Origin of the sequence: Tessaracoccus lapidicaptus, assembly GCF_001693815.1 — a bacterium.
In the GTDB taxonomy this organism is placed as follows: domain Bacteria; phylum Actinomycetota; class Actinomycetes; order Propionibacteriales; family Propionibacteriaceae; genus Arachnia; species Arachnia lapidicapta.
This window is the reverse complement of record NZ_MBQD01000021.1, coordinates 278,822-297,378: the sequence shown is the minus strand read 5'-3', so window position 1 is coordinate 297,378 and position 18,557 is coordinate 278,822. Positions and strand designations below refer to the sequence as shown.

At 69.7% G+C, this 18,557-nt stretch carries 14 protein-coding genes; 9 read left to right on the top strand and 5 right to left on the bottom strand.

Going from position 1 to position 18,557, the window contains the following annotated elements:
• Nucleotides 1-6: 6 nt before the first annotated feature.
• The 4 genes from BCR15_RS08355 to argG form a co-directional block, all read right to left on the bottom strand.
• Nucleotides 7-1,665, bottom strand: coding sequence for an alpha-amylase family protein (locus BCR15_RS08355; RefSeq protein ID WP_068751726.1), 1,659 nt, complete (start codon nt 1,663-1,665; stop codon nt 7-9).
• The gene (locus tag BCR15_RS08350; RefSeq protein ID WP_068751725.1) at nt 1,662-2,633 is read right to left on the bottom strand and encodes a TIGR03885 family FMN-dependent LLM class oxidoreductase; all 972 of its coding nucleotides are present in this window, start codon (nt 2,631-2,633) and stop codon (nt 1,662-1,664) included. Before BCR15_RS08350 ends, BCR15_RS08355 begins: the two co-directional genes overlap by 4 nt.
• Nucleotides 2,634-2,694: 61 nt before the next feature.
• A complete protein-coding gene (locus BCR15_RS08345) occupies nt 2,695-3,234 on the bottom strand; it encodes a WhiB family transcriptional regulator (protein WP_068751724.1) in 540 nt (179 codons plus the stop codon).
• A 313-nt stretch (nt 3,235-3,547) separates the two neighbouring features.
• Nucleotides 3,548-4,978 carry an argininosuccinate synthase gene (gene argG, locus BCR15_RS08340; RefSeq protein ID WP_176715207.1) on the bottom strand — a complete coding sequence of 477 codons (1,431 nt, stop codon included), beginning with the start codon at nt 4,976-4,978 and terminating at the stop codon, nt 3,548-3,550.
• 148 nt (nt 4,979-5,126) lie between these two features.
• Here argG and BCR15_RS08335 point away from each other — a divergent pair, with 148 nt between their 5' ends.
• From BCR15_RS08335 to BCR15_RS08325, 3 genes are read left to right on the top strand one after another with little or no spacing between them, the layout of a single operon-like run.
• Entirely contained in the window at nt 5,127-7,628 is a 2,502-nt protein-coding gene (locus BCR15_RS08335) for a glycosyltransferase family 4 protein (RefSeq protein WP_068751722.1), read from the top strand.
• Nucleotides 7,625-9,223 carry a glycosyltransferase gene (locus BCR15_RS08330; RefSeq protein ID WP_078919795.1) on the top strand — a complete coding sequence of 533 codons (1,599 nt, stop codon included), beginning with the start codon at nt 7,625-7,627 and terminating at the stop codon, nt 9,221-9,223. The genes BCR15_RS08335 and BCR15_RS08330 overlap by 4 nt, the downstream gene beginning before the upstream one ends.
• Before the next feature lie 10 nt (nt 9,224-9,233).
• Entirely contained in the window at nt 9,234-10,550 is a 1,317-nt protein-coding gene (locus BCR15_RS08325) for a leucine-rich repeat domain-containing protein (RefSeq protein ID WP_068751720.1), read from the top strand.
• Between the two features lie 9 nt (nt 10,551-10,559).
• Here the strand turns inward: BCR15_RS08325 and BCR15_RS08320 are convergent, their stop codons facing one another.
• On the bottom strand, nt 10,560-12,605 hold the full coding sequence (locus tag BCR15_RS08320; protein ID WP_176715206.1) for a D-glucuronyl C5-epimerase family protein: 2,046 nt from the start codon (nt 12,603-12,605) through the stop codon (nt 10,560-10,562).
• Nucleotides 12,606-12,810: 205 nt separating this feature from the next.
• Here BCR15_RS08320 and BCR15_RS08315 point away from each other — a divergent pair, with 205 nt between their 5' ends.
• Genes BCR15_RS08315 through BCR15_RS08290 form a run of 6 tightly spaced genes read left to right on the top strand, consistent with a single transcriptional unit; the run spans nt 12,811 to nt 18,557 of the window.
• Nucleotides 12,811-13,977: a glycosyltransferase gene (locus BCR15_RS08315; protein WP_068751718.1), complete on the top strand. Its 1,167-nt coding sequence runs from the start codon at nt 12,811-12,813 to the stop codon at nt 13,975-13,977.
• A gap of 37 nt (nt 13,978-14,014) precedes the next feature.
• Entirely contained in the window at nt 14,015-14,881 is an 867-nt protein-coding gene (locus BCR15_RS08310) for an ABC transporter permease (protein ID WP_176715205.1), read from the top strand.
• A complete protein-coding gene (locus tag BCR15_RS08305) occupies nt 14,859-15,728 on the top strand; it encodes an ABC transporter ATP-binding protein (protein ID WP_228383450.1) in 870 nt (289 codons plus the stop codon). Before BCR15_RS08310 ends, BCR15_RS08305 begins: the two co-directional genes overlap by 23 nt.
• The gene (locus BCR15_RS08300) at nt 15,665-16,834 is read left to right on the top strand and encodes a glycosyltransferase (protein ID WP_141680077.1); all 1,170 of its coding nucleotides are present in this window, start codon (nt 15,665-15,667) and stop codon (nt 16,832-16,834) included. The genes BCR15_RS08305 and BCR15_RS08300 overlap by 64 nt, the downstream gene beginning before the upstream one ends.
• 41 nt (nt 16,835-16,875) lie before the next feature.
• Nucleotides 16,876-17,472, top strand: coding sequence for an acyltransferase (locus tag BCR15_RS08295; protein WP_068751716.1), 597 nt, complete (start codon nt 16,876-16,878; stop codon nt 17,470-17,472).
• Nucleotides 17,469-18,557 carry a DegT/DnrJ/EryC1/StrS family aminotransferase gene (locus BCR15_RS08290; RefSeq protein ID WP_068751715.1) on the top strand — a complete coding sequence of 363 codons (1,089 nt, stop codon included), beginning with the start codon at nt 17,469-17,471 and terminating at the stop codon, nt 18,555-18,557. Before BCR15_RS08295 ends, BCR15_RS08290 begins: the two co-directional genes overlap by 4 nt.

Sequence of the window (18,557 nt, the reverse complement as noted above, 5' to 3'; positions counted from 1 at the left end):
CGCCGCTCAGCCGGTAGCGGGTCGCACCCGGTACCAGCGGAAACCGTAGCCCTCGAGGGACACCTGCAGGTCGCCGCGGTGGACCACCGTCGCCTCCCCGTCGAGGAGGTCCTCGACGACGTCCTCCTCCGTCAACGCCCCCGACAGCGACACCGCGACGGGATCGGCGCTGAAGTTGTGCACCGTGACGACGGCGGAGTCGGGCAGCGTGACCCGATGCGCCAGCACGGCCGGCTCACCCGTGTCGATGACCTCGAAGTCGCCCCAGCCCAGCTCGGGGCGCCGGCGACGGATGCTGATCAGCTCGCGCATGAACGCCCACAACGAATCCGGGTCGTGCTCCTGATCCGCGAAGTTGACGTGCGTGGGACCGTAGCCGTCCGGCACGACGCGCTGGATGAGGCGCGACGGCGGGGCGGACGAGAAGTCGCCGTTGCGTCCGGGGCCCCACTGCATGGGCGTCCGCACCGCCATACGTCCCGGGGCGGCCAGGTCCTCGCCCATGCCGATCTCCTCGCCGTAGTACAGCGTCGGCGTGCCAGGGAGCGAGAACATGAGGCTGTAGGCCATCCGGACGCGGCGCGGGTCCCCGCCGAGCATCGGTGGGAGGCGGCGCTTGAGTCCGCGCCCGTAGAGCTGCATGTCCGGGTCTGGGCCGAACGCGTCGAACACCTCCTGCCGCTCGTCGTCGGAGAGCTTGTCGAGGGTCAACTCGTCGTGATTGCGCAGGAACGTGGCCCACTGGCAGGTGGGGTGGATCTGCGGGCGGTCCTGGATGGCCGTGATCAGCGGCGCGGGATCCTCCCTGGCCAGGGACAGGTAGGCGGCCTGCATGCCGATGAAGTCGAACATCATCTGGAGCTCGTCGCCGACATCGCCGCCGAAGAACTTCAGCTGTTCCTCGTGGGGAACGTTCACCTCACCGAGGAGGACCGCGTCGCCGCGGCGGCGCTGCATGAAGGCCCGGATCTGCTTGATGACGTCGTGCGGATCGACAGTCATGGTCCGCGTGCCGGTCGTGTGGGCGTTCTGCAGCAGGAACGGCACGGCGTCGACCCGGAACCCGTCGATGCCCAGCTCGAGCCAGAAGCCGACGGTGCGCAGGATCTCGTCCATGACATCCGGATTGGCCAGGTTGAGGTCCGGCTGGTGGGCGTAGAAGTGGTGCAGGTACCACTCGCCCGTGCGGTCGTCCTTGGTCCAGATGGAGTCCTCCTCGTCCGGGAAGACGACCTCCGCGGACGTGTCGCCCGGATCGGTGTCGCGCCACACGTAGTAGTCGCGGTACCGGTTCGTCGTGCTCCGACGGGACGCCACGAACCACGGGTGCTCGTCCGAGGTGTGATTGACGACGAGATCGGCGATGACGCGGATGCCGCGGTCGTGGGCCGTCCGGATGACCTCGACCAGCTGGCCGTGGTTGCCGAGGCGGGGGTCCACGCCGTAGAAGTCCTTGACGTCGTAGCCGTCGTCCCGGTCCGGCGAGGGGTAGAAGGGCATCAGCCACAGGCAGGTGATGCCGAGCTGGGCGAGGTAGTCGATGCGCTCCGCGAGCCCGGCCAGGTCGCCGACGCCGTCGCCGTCGGTGTCCAGGTAGGTCTCGACGTCCAGGCAGTAGACGACGGCGCTCTTCCACCACAGGTCACTGGTGTCGGTGATCCTCATGCGCTTGCTCCTGCCCGGCAGCGGGGGAGGACATGCTCGCCGAACGCGTCGAGGTACGCGCCCTGGTGCTGCCCGACGTAGTGCAGGTAGATGTCGTCGAAGCCGAGGGCGGCATACTCGCGGATCCAGTCGACGTGCTGTTCCAGGTCGTCCGAGATCCGCACGACCTCGTGCACCGACTCCATCGTGACGTGCTTCGACGCCGCGTCGAACCCCTCGACGGTCGCGATGTCCCACGACAGTGGGTCTCCGAGGACGTTGGAGCGCCACTGGTCGAAGGCGATCTCCTCCGCCTCGGCCATGGTGGGGGCCCATGAGAGATGCAGCTGCAGCGCGATCCGTCCGCGGCCACCCGCCCCGCGGTAGGCGTCGATGACGCCGCGCAGCGCCTCGTGGCTCTGGTTGACGGTGATGAGCCCGTCGGCCCAGGCCGCCGCCCGGGCGGCCGACTCCGCCGAGACGGCCGGTGTGATGAGGAGCGGGGCCTCGTCCGGCCGATCCCACACCTTGGCGCGGTCCACGACGATGTGGCCGCGGTGGCTGACCTCCTCGCCGTCGAGCAGGCGGCGGATCACGTCGACGCACTCCTCCAGGCGCTCGATCCGCTCCTCCTTCGACGGCCACCGGTCGCCAGTGATGGACTCGTTCATGGCTTCGCCGCTGGCGAGCGCGGTCCAGAACCGCCCCGGGAACATCTCGGCGAGTGTGCCGATCTTCTGTGCCACGACGGCCGCGTGGTAGCGCTGGCCGGGCGCGCACACGCAGCCGAAGGACAGCGACGTCGTGGCCAGCGCGGCGCCGAGCCAGGACCAGGTGTAGCCGGAGTGCCCCTGCCGCTCGGACCACGGCTTGAAGTGGTCCGAGCACATGGCCATGTCGAAGCCGACCCGCTCAGCGTGCTGCACGTCCAGCAACAGCTGGCTGGGGGCGATCTGTTCGTGTGAGGCGTGGAAGCCGATTCGGGTCATGGTTCCACTCTGTCCTGAGCGGGAACCGCCTTTCAAGGATTCAGGCGGATTGGGCCGCCCCTCAGGCCGCGGCGCCGGGCTGGGAGCCGCGGCGTACGTCCGCCGCGACGGCCAGGACCCGCTCCGCGTTGACGCGCGGACGCTCAGCGCGATGCGGCAGTCCGCCCTCCTGCTCGATCCGCCGCAGGTGCCGCTTCACCGTGGAAACGGAGCAGCCGATCTTGGCGGCGATCATGCTCAGCGGAAGGTTCGGGTTGGCCGTGCGCAGCCGGTGGATCTCGTGTCGGTCGAACTGCCTCCCCGCGCTGACGCCGGCCATGGCGTCGAGATCCTCCTGGGACACCTCGATCCCGAGGCGGGTGCGGATCTCCTGACGCTGCCGCCGCGTGGTACCCGCGACGAACCCGGCCACATCGAACCGGGTCACCGCGTCGGTCAGGCACGTGGCGAGCAGGGGACACGTCCCGCACATCGACGCCGCCTGCGCCCGCAGCATGGCCTGTTCGCGGCGCTCGGCGCGCGTGGTGGGTGCCGCTCCGTCGTCGAGTAGACGATGCAGGAAGACGTTGGTGTAGACGACGCACGGTGTGATCTCGGTCATGGCTGCCCCTCGCTGTCAACCGGCGGGGATTCAGCCGTCCCCGCTAGGGACAACGGTCCCAAGAAATCCCCCCACCGAGGCGCTATGAGGGTGGGACCTCATACCTGATTCCTCTGAGTACCGGACCCAAGCGATTTGAGTACGGGTACTCAAATTCGACGGTCCGTGCTGGGCCTTGGCTGGGCGGACGCGTGGTTTACTTCGCCGTTCATCCGCCGTTCACCGCGCCGCGCCACGTCGTCAACTTTCGGCTATTGCGCGGACGCCGCCCCCCGTGCTGGGAGGCGGCGTCCAGTGGTCGCGGCGCGCGCGGTCAGTCGGTGCCCGACTCCATCGAGGAGCCCGCGACGGCACCGTCGACGTCCGACGGACCGGTGGCGCCCAGCTCGGCGATCGCGGCGGCGCCGCCCGCCTCGAGCCGGCCGATGAGGTCCTGGTGCCCGGCCAGCAGGGTGCCCTGCGCGGCGTAGAGCTCGAGCTTCTCGCGCGAGTCCGCGATGTCCAGGTTGCGCATGGTCAGCTGCCCGATGCGGTCCGTGGGCCCGAAGGCGGCGTCCTCGACGCGCTCCATCGAGAGCTTGTGCGGCTGGTAGGACAGGTGCGGGCCGCGGGTGTCGAGGATGGTGTAGTCGTCGCCGCGCCGCAGGCGGAGGTCCACCTCGCCGGTGACGGCGGAGGCCACCCAGCGTGTGATGGACTCGCGCAACATGAGCGACTGGGGGTCCAACCAACGGCCCTCGTAGAGGAGGCGGCCGAGGCGGAGCCCCTCGGAGCGGTAGTTGGCGAGCGTGTCCTCGTTGTGGATGGCGCTGAGCAGCCGCTCGTACGCGATCCACAGCAGCGCCATGCCGGGCGCCTCGTAGATGCCGCGGGACTTGGCCTCGATGATGCGGTTCTCGATCTGGTCACTCATGCCGAGGCCGTGCCGGCCGCCGATGGCGTTGGCTTCCATGACGAGCGCGACCGCGTCGTCGAAGCGCGTGCCGTTGATGGCGACCGGACGGCCGAGCTCGAAGCGGACCGTGACGTCCTCGGTGGCGATGTCCACCGACGGGTCCCAGTACCGGACGCCCATGATCGGCTCGACGGTCTCGAGCGAGACGTCGAGGTCCTCGAGCGTCTTGGCCTCGTGCGTCGCGCCCCAGATGTTGGCGTCGGTCGAGTACGCCTTCTCCTTGGAGTCGCGGTAGGGGAGATCGCGCTCGGTGAGCCACTGGCTCATCTCGTCGCGGCCACCCAGCTGGTGGACGAAGTCCTCGTCGAGCCAGGGCTTGTAGATGCGCAGCTGCGGGTTGGCCATGAGCCCGTAGCGGTAGAACCGCTCGATGTCGTTGCCCTTGTACGTGGAGCCGTCGCCCCAGATGTACACGTTGTCCTCAGCCATGGCCCGCACCAGAAGCGTGCCGGTGACGGCCCGCCCGATGGGCGTGGTGTTGAAGTACGCCTTGCCGGCGGAGCGGATGTGGAAGGCGCCGCACGCGAGTGCCGACAGGCCCTCCTCGACGAGCTGGGACCGGCAGTCCACCAGGCGCGACAGTTCCGCGCCGTACTGGAGGGCGCGGCCGGGCACGGACTCGATGTCCGGCTCGTCGTATTGGCCGATGTCGGCGGTGTAGGTGCAGGGCACGGCCCCCGCCTCGCGCATCCAGGCGACGGCGACGGAGGTGTCGAGGCCGCCGGAGAAGGCGATACCGACGCGCTCGCCCACGGGAAGGGAAGTCAGAACTTTGGACACGGGGGTCACTGTAGCCGCCGCCGTTGACCGTCCCGAGGGGTAGGCCGAGGGATGGGCGGGCCGCCTCGGAGGGGCGCTTCGATGCCCCGGGCCGCAAGGACCCTCCTGATATGCTCCCGGCAGGATCCCCGAGACGCCTGACGGAGAGAGAAACTCGATGCAGCAGCCGCACGCCGTGATCGTGATGCCCAACAACGTCGAGATCGACGCGCGGGCACACCGGAACGGGCTGGCGCTCGCGGCGGCGGGCTTCCGCGTCACGATGGTGGGCTACGGCACCGGCATCCCGCCGATGGGCGAGATCAGCGGCATCCCCTACTTCCTCACGTTCGGCAGGCAGCCGGACAAGAGGCTCAGCTTCGTCTACCGGGCCGTGCGCAAGTCGTTCCACCTGACCACGCGCCGCCGCCCGCCGCAGCCGGTGCTGAAGGCCGTCGCCGTCGTCGACGGCGCGACCGCACGCGCCAAGCGGACCGCCCGCGGCCTCGCCGAACGCGTCCGTCAGCGTCAGGCCAGCGCCTTGCCGGACCCCGGCACGTGGCAGGGCATGCTGCCGTTCATCGCCGACATGGAGGAGGCGATGTTCGCCAAGACGGTCGAGCTGCAGCCGGACCTCATCATCTGCGACGTCCATCTCCTGCACCTGGCCCGGCGGGTCGCTGACCGGTTCCGCGGGCAGGGCCGCAAGGTCGCCGTGCTGTACGACGCGCGCGAATACGTCTACGGCCTGGCCAGCGACGACCCGAACGTGCTGCAGGGCTTCCCCGCGCTCGAGGCGGAGCACATCCGCGACTGCGACGCCGTCGTGACCGTGTGCGAGCCCATCGCGGAGTTCCTCCGCGACACCTACGACATCCCGCTGCCGCCTCTGGTCCCCAACGCCCCGATCGGCAACCTTCCCGAGGTGGGGCGGCCGATGACCATCCGCGACTTCCTCGACATCGACCCCGAGGCGCCACTGCTGGCCTACGCGGGGGGTCTGTCGTACCACCGCGGCGTGCACGACGCCGTCGAGGCTCTGACGCAGCTGCCCGGGGTACACCTGGCCATCGGCGCCCGCCGGCCCAGCTCCTACACGCTCGAGCTCGACGAGCAGGCCCGCCGGCTCGGGGTTAGGGACCGGCTGCATTTTGTGCCGTTCGCGCCCACGCATGAGGTGGCCGAGTACCTGGCCTCCGCCACCGCCGCCATCTTCCCGTTCCTTCCGGTGGGCAACCACAACTGGGCCGCTCCGAACAAGTACTTCGAGTCTGTGCAGGCTCGTCTGCCCATCCTGACGTCCAATATGGAGTGGCTCGGGGAGCGGGTCACGCGGCTGGGGATCGGAGAGGTGTTCGAGCACTCCAATCCGACGTCGCTCGCAGAGGCGGCCGCCAAGCTGCTCGGCGACGTCGACACCTATCGGGCGCGGATCACGGACGACCTCGTCGCCGAGCACACCTTCGAGCACTTCAGCGCCAACGTCGTCGACACCTCGCTGGCGGTCATCACCCCTGAACTCCGCGAGGGACTCCGCCCGCACGACCTGACGGCGCAGCTGTACAGCATCCGGCGCGACATGCTGGCCCAGCGGGCGGGCCTGTCCGACTCCGAACTCTTCGAGCCGCGTCCGCGGCTGAGGATCGGCACGACCAACTCCGCCGGACAGGCCACAGAGTGGGCCCACGCCCTCATGCGCGAGTACCCGCGCGCCGTGGCGGACTCCGCATGGCTCAAGCTGGACTCGACCCAGAACTACGCCGCCGACGAGGTGTTCACCCAGACGCAGGCCCTCACCCGCTTCTGGCAGGAACGCCTCAAGGCGAAGCTGATCAACCGATACACGCACGTGCTCAGCGAGTCCGGCCGGCCCATCGTCGGCAACGCGCTCGGCAAGTACTTCTGGCAGGAGACCGACTGGCTGACGGCACAGGGGATCCGGCAGGGTCTCGTCTTCCACGGCTCGGACATCCGCAACCCGCGCGAGCATGCCCGCCTCGAGCCCTGGTCGCCCTTCCGCGGCGAGCTGGACGAGGACATGACCGAGCTCACGCACAAGCTGCAGCGCCGCGTCGACCACCTGCTTCCCCATGTGCTGGCGTTCGACGGTCCGGTGTTCGTGACGACCGCGGACCTCTTCGACTACCTCCCGGACGCAACCTGGCTGCCGCTGACCGTCGACACCCGGCTCTGGCACAACCCGGTCCCCCCCATGGCCCACGGCAAGACGCCCGTCGTGCTGCACGTGCCCAGCAAGGAGGCCATCAAGGGCTCGGACCTCGTCGACCGGGCCTGTGAGCAGCTGCAGGCGCGCGGCCTCATCCGCTACGTGCGCGACACCGACATCCCGCACGAGCAGGTCCGTGCCCTGGTGCTCGGCGCGGACATCGTCATCGATCAGCTGCGGATCGGCGACTACGGCCTGGCGGCCGTCGAGGCCATGAGCGCCGGTCGTGCGGTGATCGGTCACCTCGCGGACCGCGTCGCGGAACGCTACCCGGGCGAACCCCCGATCGTGCGGGCGACGCCGGACACGCTCGAGTCGGTGCTGACCGACCTCATCTCGGATCCGGAACGGATCGCAGACCTGGGCGCGCGGGGCCGCACGTACGCCGAAGAGTTCCACGACGGCCGGCGCGCCGCCGACGTGCTAGCAGAGTTCATGCGGTTGGGCGGATGAGCCGACGCCAGCTCGGTGTTCTGACCCCGTGGTATCCGTCCCTCGGGAATCCCGTCCTGGGCAACTTCGTCGCTGAGTGGAGCCGCCTCGCAGCAGGGGGCTTCGATGTCCGGGTGGTCAACTCGGTCGAGTGGCCCGGAGGCCCGGCCGAACTGGTCGAGGCACACCGTCGCGCATTCGACGAGGTGGTGGCCCGCATGGCTCGGGCCGGGGCACTGGACGCGCGGGGCGACTTCGGTCGCATCACGCGGGTCCCGCACGTCCTGGTCAGCGGCTGGTCGGTGCCTGAGCGGGCCGAGAGCGCGGTCCGCGCCGTCGCGGCCGCGCTGCCCGACTTCGAGGCTGATGTTCTCCACGGCCATGTCGGGTACTTCGGGGGGCTGGTGGCCGCGCGGCTGGCGCCGGCGGGGGCCAGAGTGGTGGTCACTGAGCACTCCAGCGAGGCGCGTACGGTGCTGGCAGACCCGCGCGGCCGGGAACTCTACGCGGAGGTGCTCGAGCGGGCGTCCGCGCTCACGTGCGTCAGCGGCCCCGTGCGCGACCTGTTCCTCGAGCACCTTCCCGAGCATCGCGACAAGGTGGTCGTGATCCCGAATCCGGTGGACTTCGCCGGTGCCCCCCGCAGGGCCGGCCTCCCGGATTCGCTGGACCGCTGGGCCTTCGTCGGGGGGCTCACGGAGCTCAAGGGCGTGCGGCGCCTCCTGGCCGCGTTCACGGCGTTCGCGAGCGGGCGTGCGCGGGCGAGCCTGGACCTCTTCGGCGACGGCCCACTGCGCGCGGAACTGGACCAGGCGGTAGCGGCGGCCGGGCTCGGCGGCCGGGTCACCTTCCACGGCAATGTCCCCAAGGCGACCGTGCTGGAGGCGCTGCCCGCATTCGACGTGCTGGTCGGGCCCAGCCGCTACGAGACGTTCCACCTGGCCGTCAGCGAGGCCGTGGCCGCCGGCCTGCCGGTGGTGGTGACCCGCAGCGGCGGCCCCGAGGAGGCGCTCGGCGACACGATGCGGCTGTGCGGCCGCTTCATCGACGTCGCCGACTCACCCGACGAGATCCTCGACGCCGTCGCGGACCTGGAGCAACACCTCGGCACCCTCGACCTCGACGGCGCGCGGGCCGAGCTCGACGCCCGCTTCGGTCCCGCCGCGGTCCGTGCCAGGTTGGCCGACCTCTACGGCGTGGAGCCCTGGGGAGACCCCCCTCACTCGCCCCGGGCGACGGCGACCCCGCCGGAGCGCGTCGAGGTGTTCGCGCGCCGGACCTGGCGATCGCCGGCGGTGGAACCGCAGATCGCGCTTGCCCGATCGGCCGGCGCGGACGTCGAGGTCGTGGGCGTGCCGCAACCCGCCGCGCGCCCGGCGCCGTTGACGGTCTCACAACGGGCCCTCCGCAAGGCCGGCCGGCTCCTGGCCCGGCTCCGCCCGCCGCAGCCCACGGGCGGCGGGCCCGGCACGGTCGCACTGCTGGGCGACATGACGTCGGCGGCGGACGTGGCCACGTTCTGGTCCGCGCACCCGTCCGTCCGGCCGAGCGTCGAGCTCGACCCGACCGACTTCGGCCGCCCACCCGTCGACGCCCACGCTGCTCCGGCTCGGTAAAGGATTCGAGATGAGATCCCTACGACTGCTCCTCGCCGCGATTCTGGCGATCGGGCTGCTGGGGGTGTCCTCGCCGGGCGCGTCGGCGGCGGTCGACGTCTACATCACGCCAGGGTCCCACAGCGTCAACGGTCGTCAGTGGCGCACGACGTGCGAGCCCTACTCACAGGTCGAACGGTGCACGGCCTCCATCTACGCCACCCAGGTGACGCAGGATGCCAGCGGCCGCTTCGTGGTCACGACGGGGTGGGTGTTCAACAACCTCACCTACACCGAGGCGCCCCGGAGCCTCTGGTACGGCAACCCGCTCGGCGACGTCCGCCAGGGAACGGCGGTGGCCGGGGGCGGGATGTCCTACAGGTGGACCGACGACAAGGGACGCCGTTGGCGTACCGACTGTGACACCGACGTCACGGGCCGCAACGGGTGCCGGACCTATGTGACGGCCAGCGTGATCAAGACGGGAACGTCGGCAGGCGGAGAGCCGTACTACTACCGCGTCACCCAGGAAGTCTTCAACAACATGGTGCGGTTCGGCGGCGTGCTGCTCGGCTCGGTCAAGGACCCAGGGCTGAGGGCGTGCATCGCCGATAACGTCACGCTCCGGGGCACCGTCATCCCCACCGCCGAACTGCAACGGCTCCGCTACCTCGCATGCGACTATCGCGGGATCACCTCGCTCGCCGGAATGCCGGCCTTCCCCAACCTCACCGAGCTGTACCTCGATGGCAACGCGCTCACGAGCGTGGCCGGGATGCCCGCGCTGCCGAGCCTCGGATGGCTCGGTCTGGGCCACAACCGGCTCACCAGCGTGTCGGGGCTCCCGTCCCTGCCGTCGCTCATCGAGCTCGACCTCGGACGAAACCGGCTCTCGGGTCTGACCGGATGGCCGGCCCTGCCGAACCTGGTCCGACTCAACCTCGCCGGCAACCAGTTGAGCGACGTCTCCGGGTTGTCCGGCGGCCGGCACACCCGACTCGTCCAGCTCGATCTGGCTGCCAACAGGCTCCCGACGGTGCGTCCGCTGCCGAATCTGCCGTCCCTCACCCGGCTGTACCTCAACGACAACGCCTTGCGCACGTTCGATGCCAGCCCGGCGAACCTCCCGCTTCTGGAGCGGCTCTGGCTGCAGCGACAGGTCAACACCGACGGCACGGGAACGCTCGAGTCCTATGCGTCCCTGGCGCCGTGGACGGGCCTGGAGTACCTCTACGTGAGCGGCAACACCGTCGACGACGTGTCTCCGCTGCTGTCCCTGCAGGCCGCCGGATGTTGGATCGACGTCCTGGAGAACAACCCGATCGGGACGACCGGGAGTCAGGGCTGACGCCCCTCGTCAGCGCGCGTTGTTCGGCGCCAGTGGGAGCCAGCGCTCCGCGTACGTCTTGAAGTACTCGAGGCCGGACCGCGTGTACAGGGACTGAAGCTCAGCGATGTGTGACGTGTCGTGGTAGCCGTAGTGGATGTTGCGGCCCGTGTACTCCTCGGGGATCTGAACAGTCCGGCCCTCCGGCAGGGCGTTGAACTGGATGATCTGGTGCCAGCGGCCGCCCGTGTACACCTCGACCGCCACGAGACCGGTGCCGAACAGGGTGAGGTTGTTCACGGGCGTGCGCCACACGAACAGGTCGTACCGCGGGGTCAGTGCCGCTCCGACGGTGTCCGAGCGGCGCAACGAGATGTTGTCGTACTGCACGACTGTGTCGTTGGCCCGCGTAGTTGCGGTGAGGAACTGCAGGAGGATGGTGCAACTCCCGTCCCGCACGGTGAACTCGTCGCGGTACACCGCCCAGACGTCCCCACGGTTCTTCTGTTGATCGAGGAGGTTCGTCGTGCCGGAGGGGCACACCTGGTAGGCCACGTACCGCGGAGAGATCCCGCTGAGGCCGAACGGGTACGTTGCCTTGGCCTGGAACTGCAGGCTCACCTTCTGTCCTGAGCGGAAGGTGCCGCCGGGGATCCGCTGCTCGATGCCGGTCCATCCGGCGCCGTCGTTGCGCACGGTCGCCACGCCGTTGGCGATGGTCGTGCCGCTGCCGAGGATCTTCCACCCCGTCGCCGTGCCGAGCGTCGGGTTGACGATCACGTTGGGCGCCGGGACATCGCGCAGCGCGGTGGGGACGTCGACAACCGTCGCGTTCATCTTGCTACGGCTCACGCTGCCGCCGAGTGAGACGTATCTCAGCGGCGCCGGCGCGTACCCCCGCACGAGGTCGTAGGTGGACATGATGCCGCCCTCGACCGGCAGTTCGGCCGCTTCGAGGACGAGGTCGTAGTGGGCCACGCCCTCGTCGAACAGGGCCTTCGCCCTGACGTCTCCGAAGCGCCGATAGTGGGCGTCGAGTGCGATGAGCGCGACATGCTGGCCGTTGAGAACACTCGTCGGCGTCGCCCCGGTGGGGTACTCCTCGAACATCAGGACCCGCTGACCCTTGATGTCGAGATAGTTGCGCACCCCACCGTCGCTGTAGGGGATGAGGAAGGAGTTGAGCGTGCGAGTGGCCGCGTCCCGCCAGGTGGCCGCCTCGGTGCCCGTGGTGCGGTCATGGAGGGTGCCCAGGGCCGACAACATCGCGCCCTGGGCGATGCCGGAGTACCAGGGGGGCTGGAGGGTGGGCGTCGAGGGATTGGCCGAATAGGCGAAGCCGTACGGGTACCACAGGGAGGTCTCACCCGCGTAGCTGCGGCTCACCGCCTTGCTCAGCGCGAGCTTGCCCGCCATCCGCATCAGGCAGAGCTGCGTGTCAGCGGCGATCGCCGACGACTTGCTCACGGCATCGATGAAGAGGGCCACCGAGACGGGGTTGAACTGGTCGACCGGCGTATAGGGGGGCTTGATCGCATGGGGGACCCCGTTGGTGACGGCATAGCCGGCGGGGAGCACGGAAGTGTCGCAGCTGGTTCCCGAGGACGAACTCGGCGACGGCGCGGGCGACGCCGTGGCGGTGGACGTCGAGAAGCGGACGATGTTGTTGAAGACCCACGCCTGATCCACGACGGCACGACCGTCTCGGACGAGGACGACGCTGGAGTACGTCTCGCTCCGGCAGCCGTTGCGGCCGGTGGTCGGTGTGTCGCACTCGGTGCGCCAGAGTCGACCGTCCTCCGCGGTCCACTGCCGGGTGTTGGCGAGCGGGTTGTCTCCCCAGACCGCCCTCGGTACCGGCTTGTAGGTGAGGTTGTTGAAGACCCAGCCGTTGCTCCGCGTGAAGCCTCCGCCGGACGTCATCGTGATCGTGGTCGCCCAGATCTCGGTGCGGCAGCGCTCCACCTGGGTGCTGTATCGCCCGCACGTTGTCGACCACAACCGCCCGTTCACTTCGTGCACGCCCGGTGTGGTGTACACGTCGATCTCGGCCGAGGCCTGTGGCGCAGAGATCACCCCGAGCGCCATCGCTAGAGCCACTGTCATGATCCGGAAAAGTCGCATGAGGGCACCTGCTCGGGAGTCTTACCCTTTGGGGGGTCTATCCGCGTCAACCTAGCACAGTGGCGGATCCAGCCCTCCGCGCTCCGTGCGCCTAGACTGGCTCCGCGGTCAGGCTTACCTGGAGCTGGCCCTCGGTCCCTCGGGAGGGTTCTGCTCGATGCGTGTGCTGATGCTGGTGGCCACCTCCGTCGCCACCGACACCCGGGTGCTCCGGGAGGCGTCGAGTCTGGCCGGGATCGGCCACAGCGTCCACATCGTCGGCAAATCCGTCCCTGCAGGATTCGCACCCGGGCCCGGGGTCACGGTCTCGAGCGTCGGCTCGTCGTCGGTGTTCCGCCGCGAGGCGCGGGACGACTCCCCGACTCGGCTGTCCTGGCCCGCCCGGTTCGCGCGGTGGCTGTTGCTCCCGCAGCACCGCAACAGCTCCTTCTCCCGGTGGGCCGACGGCGCGTACCGTGACGCGGCCCAGCGGCCCTTCGACGTCGTCCACGCGCACGACTTCACCGCGCTGGGCGTGGGCGCGCGGTTGGCGGAGGAACGCGGCGTTCCACTCGTCTACGACTCCCACGAACTCTGGAGCGGCGTCCCGCGCGAGTACCGGCCGACACCCCTGCAGGATCGGCGCGAGCGCCGGCAGGAAGCGGAGTGGGGCGGTCGCGCGGCCGCCGTCATCACCGTCGGACCGGGCGTCGCCGAGGAACTGACACGGCAGTACGGCTGGACCGACATCGCCGTCGTGCGCAACACGTTCCCGCTGCGCCCCGACTCGGAGCTTCCGGACCTGCCCGCCCGACCGCGCGGCGCGGTGTACGCGGGCCGGGTCGGGGCCTACCGCGAGTTGGAGGTCGTCGCCGCCGCAAGCCGCGACACCGACCTGCCCATCACGATCGTCGGCCCCGGCGACGAGACCTGGCTGGCGACGTTCGACTCCGGACGCGCCACCGTCCGGCCGGCCCTCCCGCTCGACGACGTGTCCCGCGAGATCGCGGCCGCCGGACTGGCCCTGGTGACGCACTCGGACAAGTGGCCCAACCATCGGCTGGCGATGCCGAACAAGCTCTTCCACGCGGTCAGCCTCGGTGTCCCCGTCGTGGCCACCGACGTCGGCCAGCTGGGGGCCCTGGTGCGCGAGCACCGGCTCGGCGTTCTCTACCGCCCCGGGGATGCCGCCTCGCTCACCGCGGCGCTGCGCACGGCCGTCGACGGGTACCCGGCGCTGGTCGATCAGGTCCGGCGGGCCCGGCCCAGGCTGAGTTGGCCGGAGGATGAAGCGGTCCTCCGGAGCGTGTATGCGACACTGATGACCGACCACCGGACCGCGTGACGTCGCGGACGTGGCCGACATGCCGGAAGGAGAGACGTTGAGCGAGTCCCGGAGCAGGACTGACGCCTCGGTGCAGCGTCGCGTCTACAAGCCGCACAAGGCCAGCATCCCCAACCTGCGCGACTACTTCAGCGAATTGTGGCATCGGCGTGACTTCGCGCTCGAGCTGGCGCACACCAACCTCCGGGCCACCAACACCAACACCGTGCTCGGGCAGCTCTGGCTGGTTGTGAACCCCCTGCTCCTGGCGGGCGTGTACTTCCTCCTCGTCGTGGTCCTGTCCGGCGGCTCCGCCAGTCACACCTTCCCCGACATCGCGGCCGGCCTGTTCCTCTTCTTCTACGTGACCGGGGCGATGCAGGCGTGCGTCAACGCGGTGACGAACGCCGGCAGCCTCGTCCTCAACATGAGCTTCCCGAAGATGCTGCTGATCTTCTCCAACGTCTACGTCGGCCTGCGCCGGTTCCTGCCGACGCTCTTGGTGTACCTCGTCATCCACATCGCCTGGGGCCTGCCCTGGTCGTGGAACATGCTGTGGATGCTGGTCGCGATCGTCCTGTCCACGCTGCTCGGTCTGGGGCTCGGGGCGCTGGTGGCCACGTGGCAGGTCTACTTCCGCGACACCTCGCAGTTCCTGCCCTACTTCATCCGCATCTGGCTCTACGCGTCACCGGTCCTCTACTCGGCAGAGATGTTCCTCGAGGGCCCCATCGGGCGCCACGTCGGGCAGTGGATCCAGCTCAACCCCGTCTTCGGGGTCCTCGGCATCTGGCACGACGCGCTCGCCGGGCACACGCCCGCCGTCAGCTACCTGGTGGGCGGCACGATCTGGGCCGTCCTCGCGGCGGTCGTCGGGACCCTGTACTTCATCTCGAGGGAGCGTGAGTTCGCTGTCCGCCTCTGATCAGTCCCTGGAGCGGGACCCCGGCGCGCCGGAGCCCGTCGCACACGAGTCCGTCACCGGCCCGACGGAGCACCTCGACGACGCCGCGGTGATCGTCGACGACCTCTACGTCACGTACCGCGTCAACCTCGAGCGCAAGAACTCCCTCAAGAACGCGCTGGTCCGCAAGGCCCGCAAGGAGAAGGTGCGCTACCGCGAGGTCAACGCCCTCAAGGGGGTGAGCTTCGAGGTCCCCGCGGGCAAGTGCACCGGATTCATCGGCGCCAACGGCGCGGGCAAGTCGACCCTCATGCGCGCCGTCGCCGGGATCCTCCCGCCCACCAAGGGTCAGATCGAGGTGCGGGGCAAGGTCTCGACGCTGCTCGCGCTCGGCGTCGGCTTCAACTCGGCCCTCACGGGCCGCGAGAACGTCATGATCGGCGGACTCGCCGCCGGACTCAGCCGGGCCGAGGTCAACGAGAAGTTCGAGGAGATCGCGGACTTCGCCGACCTGGGTGACTTCATCGACATGCCCATGCGGACGTACTCGTCGGGCATGTTCTCCCGGCTGGCGTTCTCGGTCGCCGTGTTCATGGAGCCGGACATCCTCATCATCGACGAGGCCCTGTCGGCCGGCGACGCCCAGTTCAAGCAGCGCGCCGGCAAGAAGATGGAGGAGCTGATGAACTCCGCCGGCACGATGCTCCTGGTCTCGCACGCCCTCTCGACCATCCAGGAGTTGTCCGACGAGGTCATCTGGCTGCACAAGGGCCGGCTCATCAAGCGCGGCGACCCCGCGGAGGTTTGCGACGCCTACCTCGAGTTCCTCAAGGTCGGCGACGAGGCCATCGTCATGGAGGACTTCTGAGCGCCGACGTCGGCGTCGTCACCACCGGTCACGACGTCGCGGACGCCCGCCTGCACCGCACCGTCCGGGCGCTGCGCCGAGCGGGCCTCACGGTCGAGATCCTGGGCCTCGGTGACCCCGCCGGCGGCCCGGCCGGGGCGACGATCCGCACCGCGCCGCGCCAGGGGGCGGCCGTCCGCGCGATGCGCGCCCTGCTGTGGCCGTGGCGCCTGCGCACGCCGGTGCTGCTGACCATCGACCCCGACACGGCGCCGATGGCCTGGCTGAGCCGCCGCCTCCGTCGCGGCGCGTGGGTGGCCGATGTACACGAGGACTACCGGGCCCTGCTCACCGACCGGCCGTGGGTCCCGGGCCCCCTGCTGCGGGTGCTCCAGGGGACCGTCGGCCTGCTCACCCGCATCATCGCGGCGGCGGACCTCGTCCTGGCGGCCGACGACCACGTCCCTCCGCGGACGGCCCCCCGCCGGATGCTGCTCCGCAACGAGCCCGACCTCAGCCTGCTGCCGCCGGTCCGGCGGGACCGCGCGGAGGGGCAGTACCGCGCCCTCTACATCGGCGACAACCGGCGCACGCGCGGCCTGCAGGCGATGATCGAGGCCGTGGCCGCGACGGTGTCCGACCCGCAGCCGTGGGCGCTGGACCTCGTGGGCGCGGTCGCCCCCGCGGACCGCAGCTGGCTCGAGGCGCGGCTCACGGACGACGACTGCCGCCACGTGAGCTTCCACGACCGCCTGCCGCCGGCCGAGGCCTGGCGCCTCGCGGAACGGGCTGACGTCGGCTTCTGCCTCCTCGACGACACCCCGGCGTTCCGCGACGCGATGCCGTCGAAGGTGTACGAGTACCAGGCCTGCGGTCTCCCGACGGTGGCCACCCCGCTCCCGCGGGTCGCCGCGCTGCTCGAGGGGACCGGCGCAGGCGTCGTGGTCTCCGGGCACGACGAGACGGTGGCTGCGCTGCGGAGGTTCGCTACCGACGAGGCCTATCGCGACGAGCTGGTGGCGGCCGCACGCGCGGCGGGGACCGAGGCGCGGGAGCGCCCCAACCCCTACGACGACGTCGCCGCGGCGGTCGCTGCGCTGGCCTCCTCCGTCCGGAGCCGACGGTGACCCAGGTTGTATGCTCATCCCCGACGACAGAAGGGAGCGACATGGTTCGCATCCAGCCCAGCGCCGACGTGTCTCCGGACGCGGTGATCGGAGAGGGGTCCTCGATCTGGCACCTCGCCCAGGTGCGTGAGCAGGCGGTTCTCGGAGTCAATTGCATCGTCGGTCGCGGCGCGTACGTCGGGACGGGCGTGCAGATGGGCGACAACTGCAAGCTGCAGAACTACGCGCTCGTCTACGAGCCGGCGGTGCTGGAGGACGGCGTCTTCGTCGGCCCCGCCGTCGTGTTCACCAACGACCACTTCCCGCGGTCCATCGACCCGGACGGGAAGCTCAAGCGCGGCGACGACTGGGAGCCCGTGGGCGTCACCTGCCGCACCGGCTCCTCGATCGGGGCCCGGGCCGTGTGCGTGGCACCGGTGACGATCGGGCGCTGGGCCATGGTGGCCGCGGGCGCCGTCGTGACCAAGGACGTCCCGGACTTCGCGTTGGTGGCAGGAGTGCCGGCCAAGCGGATCCGCTGGGTGGGGCGCGCCGGTATCCCGCTGGAGCGCGGTGACGCCGAGGGGCTGTGGGTGTGTCCGCAGACCGGTGAGCAGTATCAGGAGCAGGACGACATCCTTGTGGAGGTTTCGAAGTGAGTGAGTTCATTCCCCCGGCCAAGCCGATCATCGGTGACGAGGAGCGGGCTGCGGTTGATCGGGTGTTGCGGTCGGGCATGATCGCTCAGGGTCCGGAGGTGAAGGCGTTCGAGGAGGAGTTCTCGGCGCATTTCGGTCTGGGTCGGGCGTGTGTGGCGGTGAACTCGGGCACGTCGGGTCTGCATCTGGGCCTGTTGGCGTGCGGGATCGGTGCGGGGGACGAGGTGATCGTCCCGTCGTTCACGTTCGCGGCGACGGCGAACTCGGTGGCGTTGACGGGCGCGACGCCGGTTTTCGCGGATATCGCGCTGGATGATTTCACGTTGGATCCGGCCTCGGTGGAGGCGGCGATCACGGAGCGCACCAAGGCGATCATGCCGGTGCACCTGTACGGGCATCCGGCGAAGATGGTCGAGTTGCGTGAGATCGCGGACCGGCATGGTCTGAAGCTGTTCGAGGATGCGGCGCAGGCGCATGGGGCGAAGCTGAACGGGACGCCGGTGGGCGCGTTCGGTGAGTTCGCGATGTTCTCGCTGTATCCGACGAAGAACATGACCTCGGGTGAGGGCGGCATGGTGTCGGCGGCCGACGAGACGATCGAGCGGAACCTGCGGCTGTACCGCAACCAGGGGATGTTGCAGCAGTATCACAACGAGGTCGTCGGGTTGAACAACCGCATGACCGACATCCACGCTGCCATCGGGCGGGTGCAACTGACGAAGGTTGACGGCTGGACGCGGACGCGGCAGGAGAATGCGGCGTTCCTGTCGGCGAACCTGGAGGGTGTGGTGACGCCGCCGGTGGCCGAGGGTGCGGTGCACGTGTATCACCAGTACACGGTGCGGGTGGCTGAGGACCGTGACGGGTTCGCCGCGGCGTTGAAGGAGCAGTACAACGTCGGCTCGGGGATGTTCTATCCCGTGCCGAACCATCGTCTCAAGCCGTTCCAGGTGGATGTGCACCTGGCCAACACGGAGCAGGCGGCGTTGGAGTGCCTGTCGCTGCCGGTGCATCCGTCGCTGTCGCAGGGTGACCTGGAGCGGATCGTCGAGGCGGTCAACGCGCTGGCGAAGGCCGGTGCCTGA

What these genes read in the sequence shown, in the direction of transcription:
- BCR15_RS08355 (WP_068751726.1), bottom strand. Translation starts at nt 1,665, where the DNA reads ATGAGGATCACCGACACCAGTGACCTGTGGTGGAAGAGCGCCGTCGTC.
- BCR15_RS08350 (WP_068751725.1), bottom strand. Translation starts at nt 2,633, where the DNA reads ATGACCCGAATCGGCTTCCACGCCTCACACGAACAGATCGCCCCCAGC.
- BCR15_RS08345 (WP_068751724.1), bottom strand. Translation starts at nt 3,234, where the DNA reads ATGACCGAGATCACACCGTGCGTCGTCTACACCAACGTCTTCCTGCAT.
- BCR15_RS08335 (WP_068751722.1), top strand. Translation starts at nt 5,127, where the DNA reads ATGCAGCAGCCGCACGCCGTGATCGTGATGCCCAACAACGTCGAGATC.
- BCR15_RS08330 (WP_078919795.1), top strand. Translation starts at nt 7,625, where the DNA reads ATGAGCCGACGCCAGCTCGGTGTTCTGACCCCGTGGTATCCGTCCCTC.
- BCR15_RS08325 (WP_068751720.1), top strand. Translation starts at nt 9,234, where the DNA reads ATGAGATCCCTACGACTGCTCCTCGCCGCGATTCTGGCGATCGGGCTG.
- BCR15_RS08315 (WP_068751718.1), top strand. Translation starts at nt 12,811, where the DNA reads ATGCGTGTGCTGATGCTGGTGGCCACCTCCGTCGCCACCGACACCCGG.
- BCR15_RS08295 (WP_068751716.1), top strand. Translation starts at nt 16,876, where the DNA reads ATGGTTCGCATCCAGCCCAGCGCCGACGTGTCTCCGGACGCGGTGATC.